The organism is Psychrobacter sp. DAB_AL43B (assembly GCF_900168255.1).
Lineage (GTDB): Bacteria > Pseudomonadota > Gammaproteobacteria > Pseudomonadales > Moraxellaceae > Psychrobacter.
This window is the reverse complement of sequence record NZ_LT799838.1, coordinates 704,389-720,286: the sequence shown is the minus strand read 5'-3', so window position 1 is coordinate 720,286 and position 15,898 is coordinate 704,389. Positions and strand designations below refer to the sequence as shown.

Here is a 15,898-nt window from a genome sequence, read left to right as displayed (position 1 = left end):
GTTTTTATCCTTGATTTATTCGTATCATCTATTCATGCGGTTGTTGGTGTACAAAGTGATTTTTACGCCTAATTTGAATAAAAAACAGTTTAGACATAATAACGTTGTACCAGATATGCTGTAGCAAAGTATTAAATTACTTTTGCTTCATTTCTTAACTTATCGACCAACTCGTCAACTGAACCCACCTTGATACCAGCTTTACGATCAGCAGGTGGCACGACTTTGATAATTTCTTGCTTAGAAGCCATATCAACACCAAAATCAGCTGGCGTCTTTTCATCAAGCTGCTTTTTCTTTGCTTTCATGATGTTAGGCAATTTAGCATAACGTGGCTCATTCAAACGCAAATCAGTGGTGATAACCGCTGGAAAATCAAGTGCAACCGTTTGTGAGCCGCCATCGATTTCGCGCGTCACATTGACTTTATCGCCTTCAACTTTCACTTCTGAAGCAAAGGTGCCCTGACCGATACCCATCAATGCCGCTAGCATCTGACCAGTTTGGTTATTATCATCATCAATCGCTTGTTTACCCAATAGAATAATATCAGTTGACTCAGATTCAGCAATATTTTTAAGTATTTTAGCGATTTGTAGTGGATAAGGCTTGTCATCAGTCAATACCAAGATACCACGATCAGCGCCTAATGCTAAAGCAGCACGAATCTGCTCTTGTGATTCTTTTGGACCAATGGATGCAACAATGATTTCATCAATCACACCGGCTTCTTTTAGACGAACCGCTTCTTCTACTGCAATTTCATCAAAAGGGTTGATTGACATTTTAGTGTTAGATAAATCTACGCCAGAGTTATCAGCTTTTACACGAACTTTTACGTTGTAATCAATGACACGCTTGACCGCTACTAATGCTTTCATACGTTCCTCGTTTATTAATGTTATGAATTAAAAAATTGTCAGTTAAGAACCAAAGGTTCATTTTCTTTCAAAATATCTTCTAAACTGTCTTTCAAATTTTGCTTCAAATCGTCGTTCAAAATGGTACTCAAGGTTGTTACTGCATCAGCAAAAAATAGTTAATGAAGAAAAAAATCCAATACCAAAAGTGTATCAGCATCATATCCCATATTCATAAAATCCGCTAAAGCTAAGCCAACCGTTATTATCAGACCTATGTATATTGCGTGAGCACAGTCATAAGGTCAAGACAACGCCGTGAATAATGCGTCATAAATTTGTCACTATTCTATAATAAATAGTTATAAGCGCACAATTCTGTAATTTTCTTTCGCTGATACTATCCATCTTTATAGCATTCACAGCCCTTTGACTACTTAACATTTTGTTATTATTTATTTCTTTGGTCGTATTTTAAAAAATAGGGAAAACTTGAGCAATATAGTCGATTCACTTTAAAAGGATAAAATGCTGCCGAAATTAATTTTTTGAAGTATTGATAGAAATTTGCGGCTAGTGATAGCAAAAAACCTACAACAACATCTCGTTATTCTCACAAGAAAAAATGTCATAAAAAAAGCAACCTGATCAGAGGTTGCTCTTTTTTAAAGTCTAAACAGTATTTTTATTGTTTTAACAAACAAAGGTATCAATGACTATTGATTAATCTTACTGTGATTAAGCTTGCTGAGAATCAGCTTACTCAATACCCAATCAGATTAGATAGCTTCGATTTGCTCAGCTTGTGGGCCTTTTTTGCCATCACCTAAGATGAAAGACACTTTTTGGCCTTCGGCTAGGGTCTTGAAACCACCACCTTGGATAGCGCTGTAGTGAGCGAATACGTCTTGTCCGCCATTGTCTTGAGCGATAAAACCAAAACCTTTAGCTTCATTAAACCACTTTACAGTGCCTTCAACTTTATCTGACATAAATTTTCCTAACTCTTTAACTGTTGGCGAGACGTGTGTCATCACCGATTAATTGATATGTACCCAAATAATTTTCTGCTAAATGCAAAGGTCAAAACAATTAAACCATCTTGAAGATACCTTAATGTTTTTACCTAAAATCCTTCGAGTACAATCTGATTATAACAGCTTTTCATAAGCGCAACAGCTTAAATTGATGATTTTTGTAAACTATTAAAATCCGTTTTGAGAAATTATAATAGTGAGTAAAGACCACATAATCTATTGATATGAAAGATATTTTTTATTAGACACATCTTTATATTTTGAATATAGATAAACTATCTAACGCAATAGACCATACGACTGAAGCTCACTATTCTGCAATCAAACAAAGAAAATTACTGAGGAACAGGTAACCATGGTGAGCTTAATACCAATAAACATAACGCAAAAAATATCAGCGAAAATGACTGGCTATAGGCGATATATTTGGCGGGTATTACCAAATCTTTAGGAGATTCGGGAATGCCTTTACGCTTCAACAGTCGCGTGCCATATATCCAGCCAAAAGTCGTATAAATACCATAAGCGGCAGGCACAGCAACCGCCAACGGCGTTAGATCAATCGCGTATAACATCACAACGGAAACAAAGAACCAGACTGTATCTAAGAGCGAGCTGATTTGAAAAAACTTAGATTGGGGTAGTTTGCCATCGGTTTTTTTGAGCATCTCCCCTTCTATCCAAATTAGAACTGCGACCACAGCGCTAAGAGTAATATATACGAATTGCGGCGTTAGCCAATCAGGATAAGATATTTGCACAACAGACAACCTGTAATCTATAGAAAAGAAGCATGAGAGAATCCTTGGCATTGATAGCTCAAAGATAGTCGATAATAAGAGCGCTAATTAAATGGATACGCTACTAATAAATATAACAATGTCTGCCTATATTAGGCAGACGTTATAGATTTTCAACCATGACAGACCGAAGCATATAAAAATATCTATCAATAAAAAGCCCACGCTATCATTGATAGCGTGGGCTTTTTTAGACTAATTTATTAATCAATTATTAATTACTTGATATCAAATTAGTTTTTGTCTTTATCGATGATTTTGTTACCACCGATCCAAGGCATCATACCGCGTAGCTTGGCACCTGTAATTTCGATTTGATGCTCAGCATTGTTACGACGACGAGCCGTCATTGATGGATAGTTCGTTGCACCTTCAGAGATAAACATCTTCGCATACTCACCAGATTGAATGCGTTTTAGCGCATTACGCATCGCTTCACGTGATTGCTCATTGATAACTTCAGGCCCAGTTACATATTCGCCATATTCAGCGTTGTTACTGATTGAATAGTTCATGTCAGCGATACCGCCTTCATACATGAGGTCAACAATAAGCTTTAGCTCATGTAAACACTCAAAGTAAGCCATTTCTGGCGCATAACCGGCTTCTGTTAGCGTTTCAAAGCCCATTTTTACTAGCTCAACTGCGCCGCCACATAATACTGCTTGCTCACCAAATAGATCCGTTTCAGTTTCATCTTTAAACGTGGTTTCGATGATACCTGAACGTCCACCACCAACACCAGCCGCATAAGATAGCGCTAATTGTTTGGCTTGACCAGAAGCATCTTGATAGATAGCGATAAGATCTGGGATGCCGCCACCTTTTACGAATTCATTACGTACTGTGTGACCTGGTGCTTTTGGCGCAACCATGATGACGTCAAGATCGCTACGCGGCTCTACTTGGTTATAGTGAATGGCAAAACCATGAGCAAAGGCAAGAGTTGCGCCCTGCTTGATGTTTGGTTCAATCTCGTTTTGATATAGCTCTTTTTGGAACTCATCAGGCGTCAAAATCATGACAACGTCAGCCGCTTTTACCGCATCGGCAACTTCAGCAACTTTCAAGCCTGCGTTTTCTGCTTTTTTCCATGAGCCTGAGTCTGCACGTAGACCGACGGTCACATCGACATCTGATTCTTGTAAGTTAAGCGCGTGCGCATGACCTTGTGAACCATAACCAATAATGGCAACTTTTTTACCTTGGATGATTGATAGATCACAATCTTTATCATAATAAACGTTCATAAACAGAGTCCTTTTCCTAAATCATGGCGTGCCATGGATAAATAAACACTTAAATTACAGCCACTGTTTTAAGGTGATTGGTGAGATAAGCGCTATGTTAATGTTGAATAAATAAGTTTGAAATACAATATTTTAAATATAGTATTTTAAATACAGTAAACGCTGATTATAGGCTTAGCGTTTTGTCGCCACGAGCGATACCAATCACGCCTGAACGCACCACTTCCATGATACGCTCGCGACCAATCACATCAATAAAACCATCAAGCTTTGCTTTGTCACCGACGATTTGAATCGTATATAAACTGGCATTGACGTCAACGATTTGTGCGCGAAAAACGTCTGCACTGCGTTTGATCTCTTCACGTACACCGCCAGTCGCACGCACTTTGATTAGCATCAACTCGCGCTCGACGTGTACGGTATCTGATAGATTAAGCACTTTAACCACTTCAATCAATTTATGCAATTGCTTGGTGATTTGTTCTATTTTTTCAGGTGAAGTAATGGTGGTTAATGTTAAGCGAGAAATACTCGGATCGTCTGTTGGCGCAACGTTCAAAGTTTCGATGTTGTAGCCACGTTGAGAGAACAAACCGACCACTCGCGACAACGAACCCGCTTCGTTTTCCATCAATACCGAAATCAGATGTTGTTGTTGCATTAGGTACGCTCCCCTTTTGTTAACCACATATCACGCATCGTCTGTCCAGCGATTTGCATCGGATACACATGCTCATTACGATCGACATAAACGTCAATAAATACCAATCTATCTTTTATTGCCATGGCTTCAGCCAACTGTGCTTCCATAGTCGCAGGATCAGTAATCTTGATACCGACGTGACCGTAGCTTTCAGCCAGTTTTACGAAGTCTGGTAAAGAATTCATATAAGAATGCGCATGACGACCTTCATACAGCATATCTTGCCACTGTTTCACCATGCCCAGCTGCGCATTATTTAAGTTTAGAATTTTAACTGGCAAATCATACTGTAAACAGGTTGATAGCTCTTGAATATTCATCTGAATAGAGCCTTCACCGGTAATACAAACCACATCACGCTCAGGGTTAGCAAGTTTCGCTGCCATCGCATACGGCAAGCCAACACCCATGGTACCTAAACCACCTGAGTTCAGCCATTGGCGCGGCTCATTATAGGTATAGTAAAGAGCCGCAAACATTTGATGCTGACCAACGTCACTAGTGATAATAGCGTTACTATTAGTCACTTTATCCAAGGCTTGAACGACCGCTTGTGGCTTAATACCATTATCGGTACTGGTGTCATAGCGCAAACCATGACGCTTACGCCACTCATTAATCTGTGACCACCAATCCAATAACGCTGGTTGGTCTAGCTCTTTATCTTCGCCGATAATGTCTAACATGTCAGTAAGCACTGACTTGACATCGCCAACGATAGGAATATGAGCAAGAATAGTTTTTGAGATAGACGTAGGGTCAATATCAATATGAATAATCGTCGCATTTGGACAGAATTTTTTGACGTTATTGGTCACACGGTCATCAAAACGTGCACCAACTGCTAATATGACGTCCGAATGGTGCATGGTCATATTGGCTTCATAAGTACCATGCATACCAAGCATACCTAAGAACTGTTCATCAGAGCCAGGAAAAGCACCCAAACCCATTAAAGTATTGGTTACTGGTAAGTTTAAGCGATGGGCAAGATCCGTTAGTTCTGTGTGTGCATTACCTAAAACAACACCGCCACCAGAGTAAATAATCGGGCGCTTAGCAGCAAGTAAGGTTTCAACCGCTTTTTTGATTTGACCACTATGACCTTTTAATGAAGGCTGATATGAGCGTATAAATACTTCTTCTGGATATTCATAAGCGAATTTTTCGCTAGGCGCGGTCATATCCTTAGGAACATCGATTACAACAGGACCTGGACGCCCAGCCTGCGCAATATAAAAGGCTTTTTTAACAATCATTGGGATTTCGCTAGCATGGCGTACTTGAAAACTATGCTTAACGATGGGACGCGACACACCAATCATATCGGTTTCTTGGAAAGCATCTTCACCAATTAAACTGCTGGGTACCTGTCCAGAGATGATTACCATCGGTACTGAATCCATAAAGGCAGTAGCAATAGCAGTCACTGTATTGGTGGCACCAGGGCCAGAAGTCGCCAGTACCACACCTGTGTTACCCGTCACCCGTGAATAAGCATCTGCCATATGGCCCGCTGCTTGCTCATGACGCACTAAGATGTGCTCAATGTTTTCTTGTTGAAACAAGGCATCATAGATATGAAGAACGGCACCGCCTGGATAGCCAAAGATATATTTGACGCCCTCATCCGTTAGTGCTTGCACCAACATCTCAGCGCCAGATAGCATCACAGGCTCATTGCTCCCTTCAGCAAGGCGTTGTTGCTTTTCTTCGAAGTTTTTGGCAGCATGACCCGTTTGGGTATGTCCAGTCATATTCGGACTTTGCGTGGTTTGCGTCACTGTCGTCACCTTTTTTTGTGGCAAGAATATGTGCCCACTACATCTAAGTTGTGCTGTTCTATAAGACAGCATACTACTCAAACATAGCAATATATTTAAGGTCAGCTTTGCGACAGGAGTTTATCTATTTACAGTGACAAGATGCGAGCGCATCTGTAAAAGAAGCTTATTATTTGTAATGCATACGAGCTTGCGCTGATAATAAATAGATGGATACAGAATGATAGAACAAATCTCAAAGCTTATATTTTATAGCTTATATCACGTTATATGATTGCGAAATCTTATAACATGTTTAATGAGTAAATGTTAAAAACACACATGACACTCTATTTTTTATAACGGCAAAATCTTAAAAATCACGTTAATAATAAGTTTATCTTAGTCATTGTAGACGGATAAGTCCGGAGACAATAAATATAGATTTCAATAGCAATGGTTATAACTGCTATTTATTTTATATTATTGTCACAAAGATAATAAAGCTAAGCAAGCTACCGATAAGCAACCCGTAGTCCTTATTTTCAAGTGCCACGGCAATATCATAAAAGCCGCTCACTGACCAATCAACTGCTATTATATTCGATGGTTTGGGCACCATTGTCAAGAAAAACTTCTAAAGCCCATCCCTAACTATTGGTTATTAAATAATGTACATTCATAAGAGTTATTTGCTAGAATCAAACAGTAATGTATTTATATTGTTATCGAGGACGTTAACTACTATCCTTGGTTTATTTATACACATGTTTTTTACCCATTAAGAGGATCGTTACCATGGCATATGCGTCTACCATAAATACCGCTGCCAAACTGCTTATTAGTGTCAGCACTGCGTGTATGCTCATGTTGCCAATGAGCGCCAGCCATGCTGTTCAAGTATACAAATCTATTGGTGCACATGGCGAAGTTAAATACAGCCAACATGCGCCGCAAAATGGTAGAAATATTGAAGTTATTGAGTTCCGCAGTGATGGCAGACAGAGCAATGCCGGACAGCTAGCAGGCAAAACCGAAGCCAACCAAGCTGCACCGCAAAGTGCCGAAGAACAGCGCGTTGCACAATTAGAAGCGCGTATCAAAGAGCAAGAAGCGCAAGCGAATGCCCAACGTTGTCAGTCGTTACGTAACAACTTAACCAATCTAAATGTGGGTGGGCGCATCTATGAGATGGATGCCAATGGCAAACGCCAATATCTAGATGGTCGTGAAATTGAGCTTAAGCGTGAGCGTGTTCAACAAGCAATCACTCAGTACTGTAATGGCTCTGCCACTTAATACCAAGACCAATCTATTTGATGATTAATAATTATCGGTTATTAACTGGATAACATGGCGAATAGCAGCTGGCATATCTTGAGCTTGCAAACCTCGTTGTCCTATTAATAATGACCCATCATTATTTTCACAAGCAGCTGTTTGATTTACTAAAACATCTCCTGCCAATCCATGGATAAGAACCGCTTGGTGCAAACTACGCGGTTTTTCATTTAAATCTTGCTGCGCAAGTAACCCAGCAACCACACCCGATAACACATCGCCCATACCAGCGGTTGCCATACCGGCATTACCCGCTCCGCAAACGTACACATGCGTTTGCTCTTTTTTCTGCTCCAAAACTAATGACCCTGCTCCCTTTAACACCCAATCACCACCATAACTCGTTGCACACTGCTTTATCGCTGCTAATCTATCGTCTTCTACCTCACTAACCTCGTTATTTAATAACCTAGCAGCTTCGCCACTATGCGGCGTTAAGCAAACCTGATAATCGACACTATGTTCTTTCAATTGCGTTATTAGTTTATGATTATCTCTTTGTAATGATGCCAAATGATAGAGACCGTCGGCATCGATTATTAATGGCTTACTTTGTGCTATGGCAACCTGCATATAACTTATAAATATCAACTTTGCTTTTTCATCACGGCCCAGTCCCATACCAATAGCGATCACACTGGCTTGCTCAATAAGACGATTCACCCCCTCTTGATCATGTAAGTCGATAGTCATTGCATCTGGTAGTGAGGTTAGTAGTGCGCCATGAAACGCTTCATGGCAAGCGACAGTGATTTTACCAGCGCCTATTGCCATCGCACTTGACGCAGACAGTATGGCTGCTCCGCCCATACCTTGTGAGCCATCAATGCGATTGCCACCGATGACCAATACATGTCCATAGCTGCCTTTATAACTGTTTTGGCGGCGTGGCTTTAAACTATGAGCGGAAGTAATGAGTGTAGCAACTGGCGTTAGTTCCTTACCATTCACCTGATAAGGTATCAGTGGTATGTCAATAACTGTGCCGCTATAGTCCAACCCATCTTTGGTATGCAGCCCGAATTTTCGTGCGATAAGACATAACGTTATATCCGCCTGTATCGCTATATGGTCAAATACTTGACCCGTGGAAGCAACCAACCCACTTGGAATATCAACCGCGATAACCAACGCCTCTGCATGCTGTGCTACTTCATTAAAAGCGCAAATCGCCTGCTTATAAACATTCTCAGGCGCTCGCTCTAGGCCAATGCCAAATAGCGCATCGATATAAACATCAGCTTGCGCGCCCTTATCTATTTTCTCATTTTTTTTATCAGCACTGGTTTCAAAGCGCTGGTAAGAACAATTAGCAGATAGCGCTGTCTGTAGAGCCTTTGCTGCATCCGTAATACAATCGGTTTTCTTAGAGCTGCTACTTATATCAGATTTTTCAATATTATTTCTTTCAAGATTAACTAACTCAAAATCATGTTTATTAAAGCCGACCGTTGTTACCTGCACTTGCCAGCCCATTTGCTGTAAATAATAAGCAATGAGCCAACCATCACCGCCATTATTGCCTTTTCCTATCCAAATATTGGCTAAACGCTGGCGAGTATGACGACGATGAGAAAATTTAGCATGAGTAGATCCGTGCGCATTAAGATGTTTTTGCTCATCAATCTGATCAATATATTGCGCCATTTGCCATGCAGCTTGTTTCATTAGACCGAAGCTATCATTACCTTCGGTAAACCATGCTTGCTCCATAGCATAGAGCTGCTTACTACTATACAGCGCTATAGGCATTGTTGTTTTCGATGATATATTAGCTGTTATTTGCATGGTTTGTTCTCGAGTGTTTTTAGGAAGTTGTTTTATATTATATTATTTTAAATATCTACTTTTTTATCGCTCATATTAGCTTAGCAAAAGTGTACGTTAACTGATGTATCAATATGAATGCAGATTTATTTGCTTTGCCACTTGCGCTCTTAGCTCACTGGCTTATCATACTCATATTCACATTATCATTTATAGCCAAATATGAATAACAAACCTCAAGCAACTTTATCAACTTCGCCCGCCTCACAAACCAAGCAGACATTTAACAAACAGCTGTCTTCTGCGCCTCCCAACACGCCTGATAAAAAAATTGCTGTCAATAATACGCACGCATTTGCTACTACAGCAGAGGTTAAGCAATGGATTAAAGCCCAAGCACAATCTTTAGGGTTTGCTGACTGTGGGTTTTTGTCCGTGCATCATCCTTTGTTTACTAAACAGACTGAACAATTAAAGCAATGGTTAGCGAAAGGCTACGAAGGTCAATTGCAGTTTATGCATAGCAATCATCATCTACGTGCCCATCCTGAGCAACTGGTGGAAGGGGCTAAAACCATCATCAGCGTACGTATGGATTACCTAACCCAAACACCGACACCGCGCGCTATCACTGATAACGATCATCCTAACCAAGGCATCATTGCGCGTTATGCGAGAGGGCGTGATTATCATAAGACCATGCGCAGTCGCTTAAAGCAGCTGGCATTAAAGATTGAAGCCATGCTTCCTGAATGGCAACATCTAGATATCGGTGCTGATACGGATTTTATTTTTAGGCCATTTAGTGATTCAGCGCCTATCTTTGAGAGGCCTATTGCTGATGCCGTTGGTCTCGGCTGGACCGGGAAGCACACGCTGCTCATCAACAAGCAAGCAGGTTCATTTTTTGTGCTGGGAGAGTTGTTTATGAGTCTCGAATTACCTGATGATGAACCCGTCAAAGAGCATTGTGGTAGTTGCAGTGCCTGTATTGACATCTGCCCTACCCAAGCGATTGTCGCACCCTATGAGCTCAATGCGTCAGCCTGTATCTCATATCTGACTATTGAGCACGACGGTATTATTGATACCAAATATCGCCGCGCCATTGGCAACCGTGTCTTTGGTTGTGACGACTGTCAATTGATTTGCCCATGGAATCGCTATGCCAATCTCACGCCTGTAGAAGATTTTGCGCCAAGGCACAATCTTGACAACAGTAGCTTGCTTGAGCTGTGGCAATGGCAGGAAGCAGATTTTATGAAAAAGACTGAAGGCAGTCCACTAAGGCGCACAGGTTATGTAAATTTTTTGCGCAATATCGCCATTGCTCTTGGTAATGCTAATGGCAGTCAGGAAGTAATCGGCCACTTACAAACGAAATTAGGCAAACATAATGCTATGCTTGATGAACACATTCATTGGGCAATGACTGAACAACATAACAAACTAAAAGTGATGAATCAGTAAAAAACTTCATATAAAACACAACATCCGATGAGATATTTGAGGACTTTATAAAATACAAAAAAATGCCTCTTATGATAAGAGGCATTTTCAATAAGCGTTTATTACCCTATTTCTTTACCTATTTACAGGCAATACTCAAAGGCAACTTTTTAAAAGTAATTCTATGGCTTAGGAATACGCAATACTTGACCTGGGTAAATTTTATCAGGGCTAGTTAGCATTGGCTTATTGGCTTCAAATATTTTCAAATAATCACCAGCTGACCCATAAACATTCTGTGCAATCTTCGATAGATTGTCGCCAGATTTTACGGTATACATAGTAGATTCAGGTGCATCTTCTTCGATATCAATATTATCAATCACCTTAGCAACATTCTGTACATTACCGATAGCGATAATAGCCTTTTCACGATCTGCTTGGGTTTTTGCCTTACCACTAATTTCTGCAGTATCCGTTGAACCGTTATACTTGATTTTTAGATCACTAATATTAAGATTTTGCTGCTGAATACGACGAAGCAAAATATTGGCTACTGACTGTGCAGAAGGCTCACTACTTTGTACCGGTGTATTAGCGTCCGCTTTCGTTTCTACTTTAGCATCATGCTTGGCATCATCACGATTGAAAATCTTATCACCAATGTCTTTTGCAAAACTGAACATACCCATATAACTGCTCCTTGAAATATTGTTATTCATTATTAATCGTTATCATTCTAATAGTAATTATCTTTCTTTAGTTAATTAGCTACTATTATTTTTTTTGCTTACCATCACGAGTATAAGCAAAGGCCAACGCTATGAATAGTAACAGTATGTTTAGTAATGTTGATTTGGCGTAGCTTGTGTTAACGTACTTGGTAATAAAGTGACTATGCATTACTACGTTAAATCACTGCGATGGATTATCGCAATAATCTAGTGTAGTAATGCACCAAGATAATTTGCTGGCATATATTTTTAGAATGAATGATAGGCATAAAAAAACCGCTTATCTATTAAGATAAGCGGTCATATCAAACTTGCTAAGCGAGTAGCTAATTATAGCTGTGCTTGTACGTAGTCGATTGCTTTTTGAACAGTCGTTAATTCTGCTGAATCTTCATCAGGAATAGTGATGCCGAAGTCGCTTTCGAATGACATAACCAATTCAACTAGGTCCAATGAATCGGCACCTAAGTCTTCCATAAATGAAGCATCGTTATTGATATCTTCAACATTCATACCTAGTTGCTCAGCTACTGCGGCTTTAACTCTTAGCTCGGTATCATTACTCATGTAGATTTCTCCTTTTTGATCTATTATTTTGACAAATTACTATAACATCTTAATTAGATTCTATAGCATTGTATATAAAATGGGATTTTTAGATTTGTATGGCTTTCTGAGTGCGCTATAACAAGTTATACATTTACTAATGTCTAGTAAAACCTTGCTATCATACAGGGCTTTGACTTAAAAGTATTCGTCATTATAGCACTCTTTATTATAGTTTACACTCGTTCACACAGTTTTTTATTATAACTATGTAACGCTTGGCTACAAGCTGATCACTAGCAACTACATATACATGCCACCATTGACAGGCAGAACGGCGCCTGTAATATAACTGGCTTCATCGCTCGCTAAAAATAGTACTGCTGCTGCAATATCTTCTGGCTGGCCAAGACGACTAATAGGAACGGCGTCTAACATTGAGTTTAATAAGCGTTCGTCAAGCTCGTCGGTCATATCGGTTTCAATCAAGCCTGGCGCCACACAATTAATCGTGACTTGTCTTGAGCCTATTTCACGCGCTAGGGTGCGGCTAAAACCCTCAACACCGGCTTTAGTCGCTGCATAGTTAGATTGACCAGCATTGCCCATTTGAGCGACGACAGAGGTAATATTGATGATACGACCACGGCGCGCTTTCATCATGCCGCGAATAGCACGTTTACTCATACGATAAACAGAGGTCAAATTGGTATCAATCACATTGTCCCAATCTTCATCTTTCATACGCATCAATAAGCCATCTTGGGTGATACCAGCATTATTGACCAACACTTGAACAGCACCATAGACACTTTCTATCTCTTCAAATAGCTTGTCAATCTGTGCGGTATCGCGTACGTCTAGCACTCGACCTATTCCGCCACTATCGTGTAGATACTCATCAATCAATGCAGCACCCTTTTCAGTGGTCGCTGTACCAATGACAAAATGTCCTTCTTTGGCGAAGCGTTTGGCGACAGCTTTGCCAATACCGCGACTCGCGCCAGTTACTAATGTAATCGTACGACTCATGATAACACCTCCAACAATTTATCTAGACGGGCAGGCTTGTCGGTAGGATAGCTTGCAATTGGGTGCGCTTGACGCTTTGCCAAATTACTCAATACGTTACCACTGCCACACTCGATTAAAATATTAATTTGTTTATCAGCCAGCTCTTGCATGGTCTTGGACCATAATACTGGTTCACTTAACTGTTCAGTTAACGCCTCTTTAATACCTGCTGCACTGGTCTCAACGCGCGCGTGACGATTTTGAATAACTGGAATCGTCGCCTGATCGAATTTGATTGACGCTAGCTCTTTCGCCAATGCGCTGCTCGCTGGTGCCATAAGGGCACAATGCGAAGGTACGCTTACCTTCAATGGAATGGCCTTTTTACCAGTATTTTGTACTTTATCAATGACCGCGTTGACGCCTACCGCATTACCAGAAACCACCACTTGTCCAGGACTGTTAAAGTTTGCTGCGCCAACAATCGCATCATCAACATGCTCAGTTGCTTGTTCACACAGGGTTTCGACTCGATGGTCTTCCAGACCTAGCACGGCTGCCATAGCCGTATCAATACCTACCACGGCCTCTTGCATCAATTGACCACGCTTATGCACCAGCTTCACCGCATCCGCAAGTGAGATCACACCAGCGGCGCAAAGGGCGCTATATTCTCCTAGAGAATGACCGGCTAGATAACAGGGCTTATTTTCTATTTTTTGTTGTAAGATACGCCAAATAGCAATGCTAGCCGTCAGCAATGCTGGCTGCGTATATTGAGTTTGATTGAGCTGGTCTTCGTCCTGACAAATTGCCCATAAGTCTTCACCAAGCGCGTCACTCGCCTCAGTAAAGGTTTCAAGAATTTCAGGGTAAGTTTCAGCAAGCTCGCTGGTCATACCCACGACTTGAGATCCTTGTCCAGGGAAAATAATGGCAATACGAGTCGGCTGTTTTTTTATCATATCGGGTACAGAGGCCATAACCAATATTCCTTATTTAATTGAAAATACCCCTAAAGTGAACGGGGTGCATTGCAGAGTTAAAGACTATATGGAATTTTTATTTTATAGAGCCATTGCTGTCACTAGTCCTTTAAGACAGCTGACTCTTATGAAACTATACACTGACGTAGGTCATTAGCATAGCGGCCAAAAAGTTAATTCGTTATCTTGCCCTATTAAGTATCACTGAATGATCAATCATGAGCATTTAAAACCAATAACAAATATTTAAATATGTACTAAGATTTAAAAAACAGTAAAAAATTAATAGCAAAAAGCCAAGTTATCTAGCCACATAATATATGATAGCGAAATAACTTGGCTTTCTTTAGCTCAAACTGATTGCTGGGTAACAGCTGTGCGAGAACTGTCGATAGTTATAAAAACTATCATAATTCTGCGTCAACCAGCAAATAACTTAAGCGTCTTGACTGACTTTAAATAGCTGGCGACCACGATAGAAACCATCTTTAGTCATGTGATGACGACGATGCTTTTCACCAGTGGTAGCATCGATGCTTAGCTCAGCGATTTCCATACGATGATGTGAACGGCGCATGTCACGACGAGAACGACTTTTACGACTTTTTTGAACGGCCATGATATAGCTCCTATACTTAAAAGGGGATAAGCTTGAAATTCAGCTTTAATCGACACTGACAGAGGCTATATAATCACAACAACCTAAGTCTTACGCATCATTAGTTAAATAGATTGCCACACGTATTGAAGTGTTGATTACGTCTAAAATCTATAGTTAGTTTGCAAGGTTAGCTTCTATCTGCCAGCGGCAGGTTGCTAGAATGCAATAATCGGGACATTATACGCATGTTTAGCGGATTAATAAAGCCCTGCTGTTCACTCTTCTGCAAAAAGCTGACAAAAGGTATAACGAAGCCACTTATTACGCCTTTTATCGCTATCATTTATACCGTTACAACTTGCCTTTTAAAGAAGCTAAAGCGGCAAAAGGATTTTCGCTCTCTTCTTCTTCTGGTATCTCACCAAACTGCTCAACCGTCATTTCACAGTCATCATGCTTCGGCGCCATTGGCGTTTTAAGCAATATTTCATCTTCGACCAATTTTTTAAGCGGTAATAAACGCTCTGGAGATTGTTCGGTGATAATTTCATCGAGCAACAAATAGTCTTGCTCTTCATTAACTAAGCGTATTTGGCTCTCATTATCGAGTAGCGCAATATCATAATCATCTGTCAAATCTATCACAATTGGTTGCAAACAACGTTGGCAAGTTAACCATACTTCACCAGTTAATGTAAAAGCCAGATGCAACACATCATTTCGACGATACAGATTAGCTTTTAGCAGAATATTTGATTGAGCATGCTCAGTCGCTAATATAGTAGCAAGACGCTCAAAAGAGTTGGGTATTACTTCTCCTGCCCATTCAAAGCCACTGTCTTCCCATTTATTTAAGGAAATATGTTCGAGCATGCTGGTTGACATAGACGCTGGTATTTGTTCAGCCTGAAGCGCTGACGACTTGTTATTTTGGGTGCTTGACATGCGCGGCCTCATTGATCAAAAACGGTGTATAATATTGCTTGCCATACTAACGGAAAGTGCTCTGCTGCGCTAGCGCTAGTATGTTAAGATTTTCGGTAG

15 protein-coding genes are annotated in these 15,898 nt (G+C 40.4%); 2 read left to right on the top strand and 13 right to left on the bottom strand.

What is annotated here, in order from left to right; all coding sequences use genetic code 11:
- Positions 1 to 131: 131 nt before the first annotated feature.
- From DABAL43B_RS03120 to DABAL43B_RS03095, 6 genes are all read right to left on the bottom strand, one after another.
- Entirely contained in the window at positions 132 to 881 is a 750-nt protein-coding gene (locus tag DABAL43B_RS03120) for an electron transfer flavoprotein subunit beta/FixA family protein (protein ID WP_079691021.1), read from the bottom strand.
- A 758-nt stretch (positions 882 to 1,639) separates the two neighbouring features.
- Positions 1,640 to 1,852 carry a cold-shock protein gene (locus DABAL43B_RS03115; protein WP_010196799.1) on the bottom strand — a complete coding sequence of 71 codons (213 nt, stop codon included), beginning with the start codon at positions 1,850 to 1,852 and terminating at the stop codon, positions 1,640 to 1,642.
- 380 nt (positions 1,853 to 2,232) lie between these two features.
- On the bottom strand, positions 2,233 to 2,658 hold the full coding sequence (locus DABAL43B_RS03110) for a hypothetical protein (RefSeq protein WP_079691020.1): 426 nt from the start codon (positions 2,656 to 2,658) through the stop codon (positions 2,233 to 2,235).
- A gap of 272 nt (positions 2,659 to 2,930) precedes the next feature.
- Complete coding sequence (ilvC, locus tag DABAL43B_RS03105) at positions 2,931 to 3,947, bottom strand: ketol-acid reductoisomerase (RefSeq protein WP_079691019.1); 1,017 nt, start codon at positions 3,945 to 3,947, stop codon at positions 2,931 to 2,933.
- A 166-nt stretch (positions 3,948 to 4,113) separates the two neighbouring features.
- Positions 4,114 to 4,611, bottom strand: coding sequence for an acetolactate synthase small subunit (ilvN, locus tag DABAL43B_RS03100; protein WP_079691018.1), 498 nt, complete (start codon positions 4,609 to 4,611; stop codon positions 4,114 to 4,116).
- On the bottom strand, positions 4,611 to 6,323 hold the full coding sequence (locus DABAL43B_RS03095; RefSeq protein WP_197684682.1) for an acetolactate synthase 3 large subunit: 1,713 nt from the start codon (positions 6,321 to 6,323) through the stop codon (positions 4,611 to 4,613). The genes ilvN and DABAL43B_RS03095 overlap by 1 nt, the downstream gene beginning before the upstream one ends.
- Positions 6,324 to 7,214: 891 nt before the next feature.
- Between DABAL43B_RS03095 and DABAL43B_RS03090 the strand changes: the two genes are divergently transcribed.
- Positions 7,215 to 7,715 (top strand): DUF4124 domain-containing protein, encoded by a 501-nt coding sequence (locus tag DABAL43B_RS03090; protein WP_079691016.1) that lies wholly within the window; start codon positions 7,215 to 7,217, stop codon positions 7,713 to 7,715.
- A gap of 24 nt (positions 7,716 to 7,739) precedes the next feature.
- On the opposite strand, the gene DABAL43B_RS03085 is transcribed toward DABAL43B_RS03090, so the two are convergent.
- The gene (locus tag DABAL43B_RS03085) at positions 7,740 to 9,545 is read right to left on the bottom strand and encodes an NAD(P)H-hydrate dehydratase (protein ID WP_079691015.1); all 1,806 of its coding nucleotides are present in this window, start codon (positions 9,543 to 9,545) and stop codon (positions 7,740 to 7,742) included.
- 201 nt (positions 9,546 to 9,746) lie between these two features.
- On the opposite strand from DABAL43B_RS03085, the gene queG reads away from it, so the two are divergent.
- A complete protein-coding gene (queG, locus tag DABAL43B_RS03080) occupies positions 9,747 to 10,994 on the top strand; it encodes a tRNA epoxyqueuosine(34) reductase QueG (protein ID WP_079691014.1) in 1,248 nt (415 codons plus the stop codon).
- A gap of 161 nt (positions 10,995 to 11,155) precedes the next feature.
- Here queG and lysM read toward each other — a convergent pair whose 3' ends face one another.
- The 6 genes from lysM to DABAL43B_RS03050 form a co-directional block, all read right to left on the bottom strand.
- On the bottom strand, positions 11,156 to 11,665 hold the full coding sequence (gene lysM / locus DABAL43B_RS03075) for a peptidoglycan-binding protein LysM (RefSeq protein ID WP_079691013.1): 510 nt from the start codon (positions 11,663 to 11,665) through the stop codon (positions 11,156 to 11,158).
- A gap of 372 nt (positions 11,666 to 12,037) precedes the next feature.
- Positions 12,038 to 12,274, bottom strand: a complete 237-nt coding sequence (gene acpP, locus DABAL43B_RS03070) for an acyl carrier protein (RefSeq protein WP_025652201.1) — start codon at positions 12,272 to 12,274, stop codon at positions 12,038 to 12,040.
- A gap of 282 nt (positions 12,275 to 12,556) precedes the next feature.
- Positions 12,557 to 13,285, bottom strand: a complete 729-nt coding sequence (fabG, locus tag DABAL43B_RS03065; protein WP_079691012.1) for a 3-oxoacyl-ACP reductase FabG — start codon at positions 13,283 to 13,285, stop codon at positions 12,557 to 12,559.
- Positions 13,282 to 14,250, bottom strand: coding sequence for an ACP S-malonyltransferase (gene fabD, locus DABAL43B_RS03060; RefSeq protein ID WP_079691011.1), 969 nt, complete (start codon positions 14,248 to 14,250; stop codon positions 13,282 to 13,284). Before fabD ends, fabG begins: the two co-directional genes overlap by 4 nt.
- A gap of 439 nt (positions 14,251 to 14,689) precedes the next feature.
- On the bottom strand, positions 14,690 to 14,872 hold the full coding sequence (gene rpmF / locus DABAL43B_RS03055; RefSeq protein WP_079691010.1) for a 50S ribosomal protein L32: 183 nt from the start codon (positions 14,870 to 14,872) through the stop codon (positions 14,690 to 14,692).
- A 333-nt stretch (positions 14,873 to 15,205) separates the two neighbouring features.
- The gene (locus DABAL43B_RS03050) at positions 15,206 to 15,799 is read right to left on the bottom strand and encodes a YceD family protein (protein WP_079691009.1); all 594 of its coding nucleotides are present in this window, start codon (positions 15,797 to 15,799) and stop codon (positions 15,206 to 15,208) included.
- Between the last annotated feature and the right edge of the window lie 99 nt (positions 15,800 to 15,898).

Bases quoted from the DNA above. Each gene is read 5' to 3' on its own strand.
- ilvN (WP_079691018.1), bottom strand. From the start codon at position 4,611: ATGCAACAACAACATCTGATTTCGGTATTGATGGAAAACGAAGCGGGT.
- DABAL43B_RS03095 (WP_197684682.1), bottom strand. From the start codon at position 6,323: ATGCTATCTGGCGCTGAGATGTTGGTGCAAGCACTAACGGATGAGGGC.
- rpmF (WP_079691010.1), bottom strand. From the start codon at position 14,872: ATGGCCGTTCAAAAAAGTCGTAAAAGTCGTTCTCGTCGTGACATGCGC.
- acpP (WP_025652201.1), bottom strand. From the start codon at position 12,274: ATGAGTAATGATACCGAGCTAAGAGTTAAAGCCGCAGTAGCTGAGCAA.
- ilvC (WP_079691019.1), bottom strand. From the start codon at position 3,947: ATGAACGTTTATTATGATAAAGATTGTGATCTATCAATCATCCAAGGT.
- DABAL43B_RS03050 (WP_079691009.1), bottom strand. From the start codon at position 15,799: ATGTCAAGCACCCAAAATAACAAGTCGTCAGCGCTTCAGGCTGAACAA.
- fabG (WP_079691012.1), bottom strand. From the start codon at position 13,285: ATGAGTCGTACGATTACATTAGTAACTGGCGCGAGTCGCGGTATTGGC.
- DABAL43B_RS03120 (WP_079691021.1), bottom strand. From the start codon at position 881: ATGAAAGCATTAGTAGCGGTCAAGCGTGTCATTGATTACAACGTAAAA.
- fabD (WP_079691011.1), bottom strand. From the start codon at position 14,250: ATGGCCTCTGTACCCGATATGATAAAAAAACAGCCGACTCGTATTGCC.
- DABAL43B_RS03115 (WP_010196799.1), bottom strand. From the start codon at position 1,852: ATGTCAGATAAAGTTGAAGGCACTGTAAAGTGGTTTAATGAAGCTAAA.
- DABAL43B_RS03090 (WP_079691016.1), top strand. From the start codon at position 7,215: ATGGCATATGCGTCTACCATAAATACCGCTGCCAAACTGCTTATTAGT.
- lysM (WP_079691013.1), bottom strand. From the start codon at position 11,665: ATGGGTATGTTCAGTTTTGCAAAAGACATTGGTGATAAGATTTTCAAT.
- queG (WP_079691014.1), top strand. From the start codon at position 9,747: ATGAATAACAAACCTCAAGCAACTTTATCAACTTCGCCCGCCTCACAA.
- DABAL43B_RS03085 (WP_079691015.1), bottom strand. From the start codon at position 9,545: ATGCAAATAACAGCTAATATATCATCGAAAACAACAATGCCTATAGCG.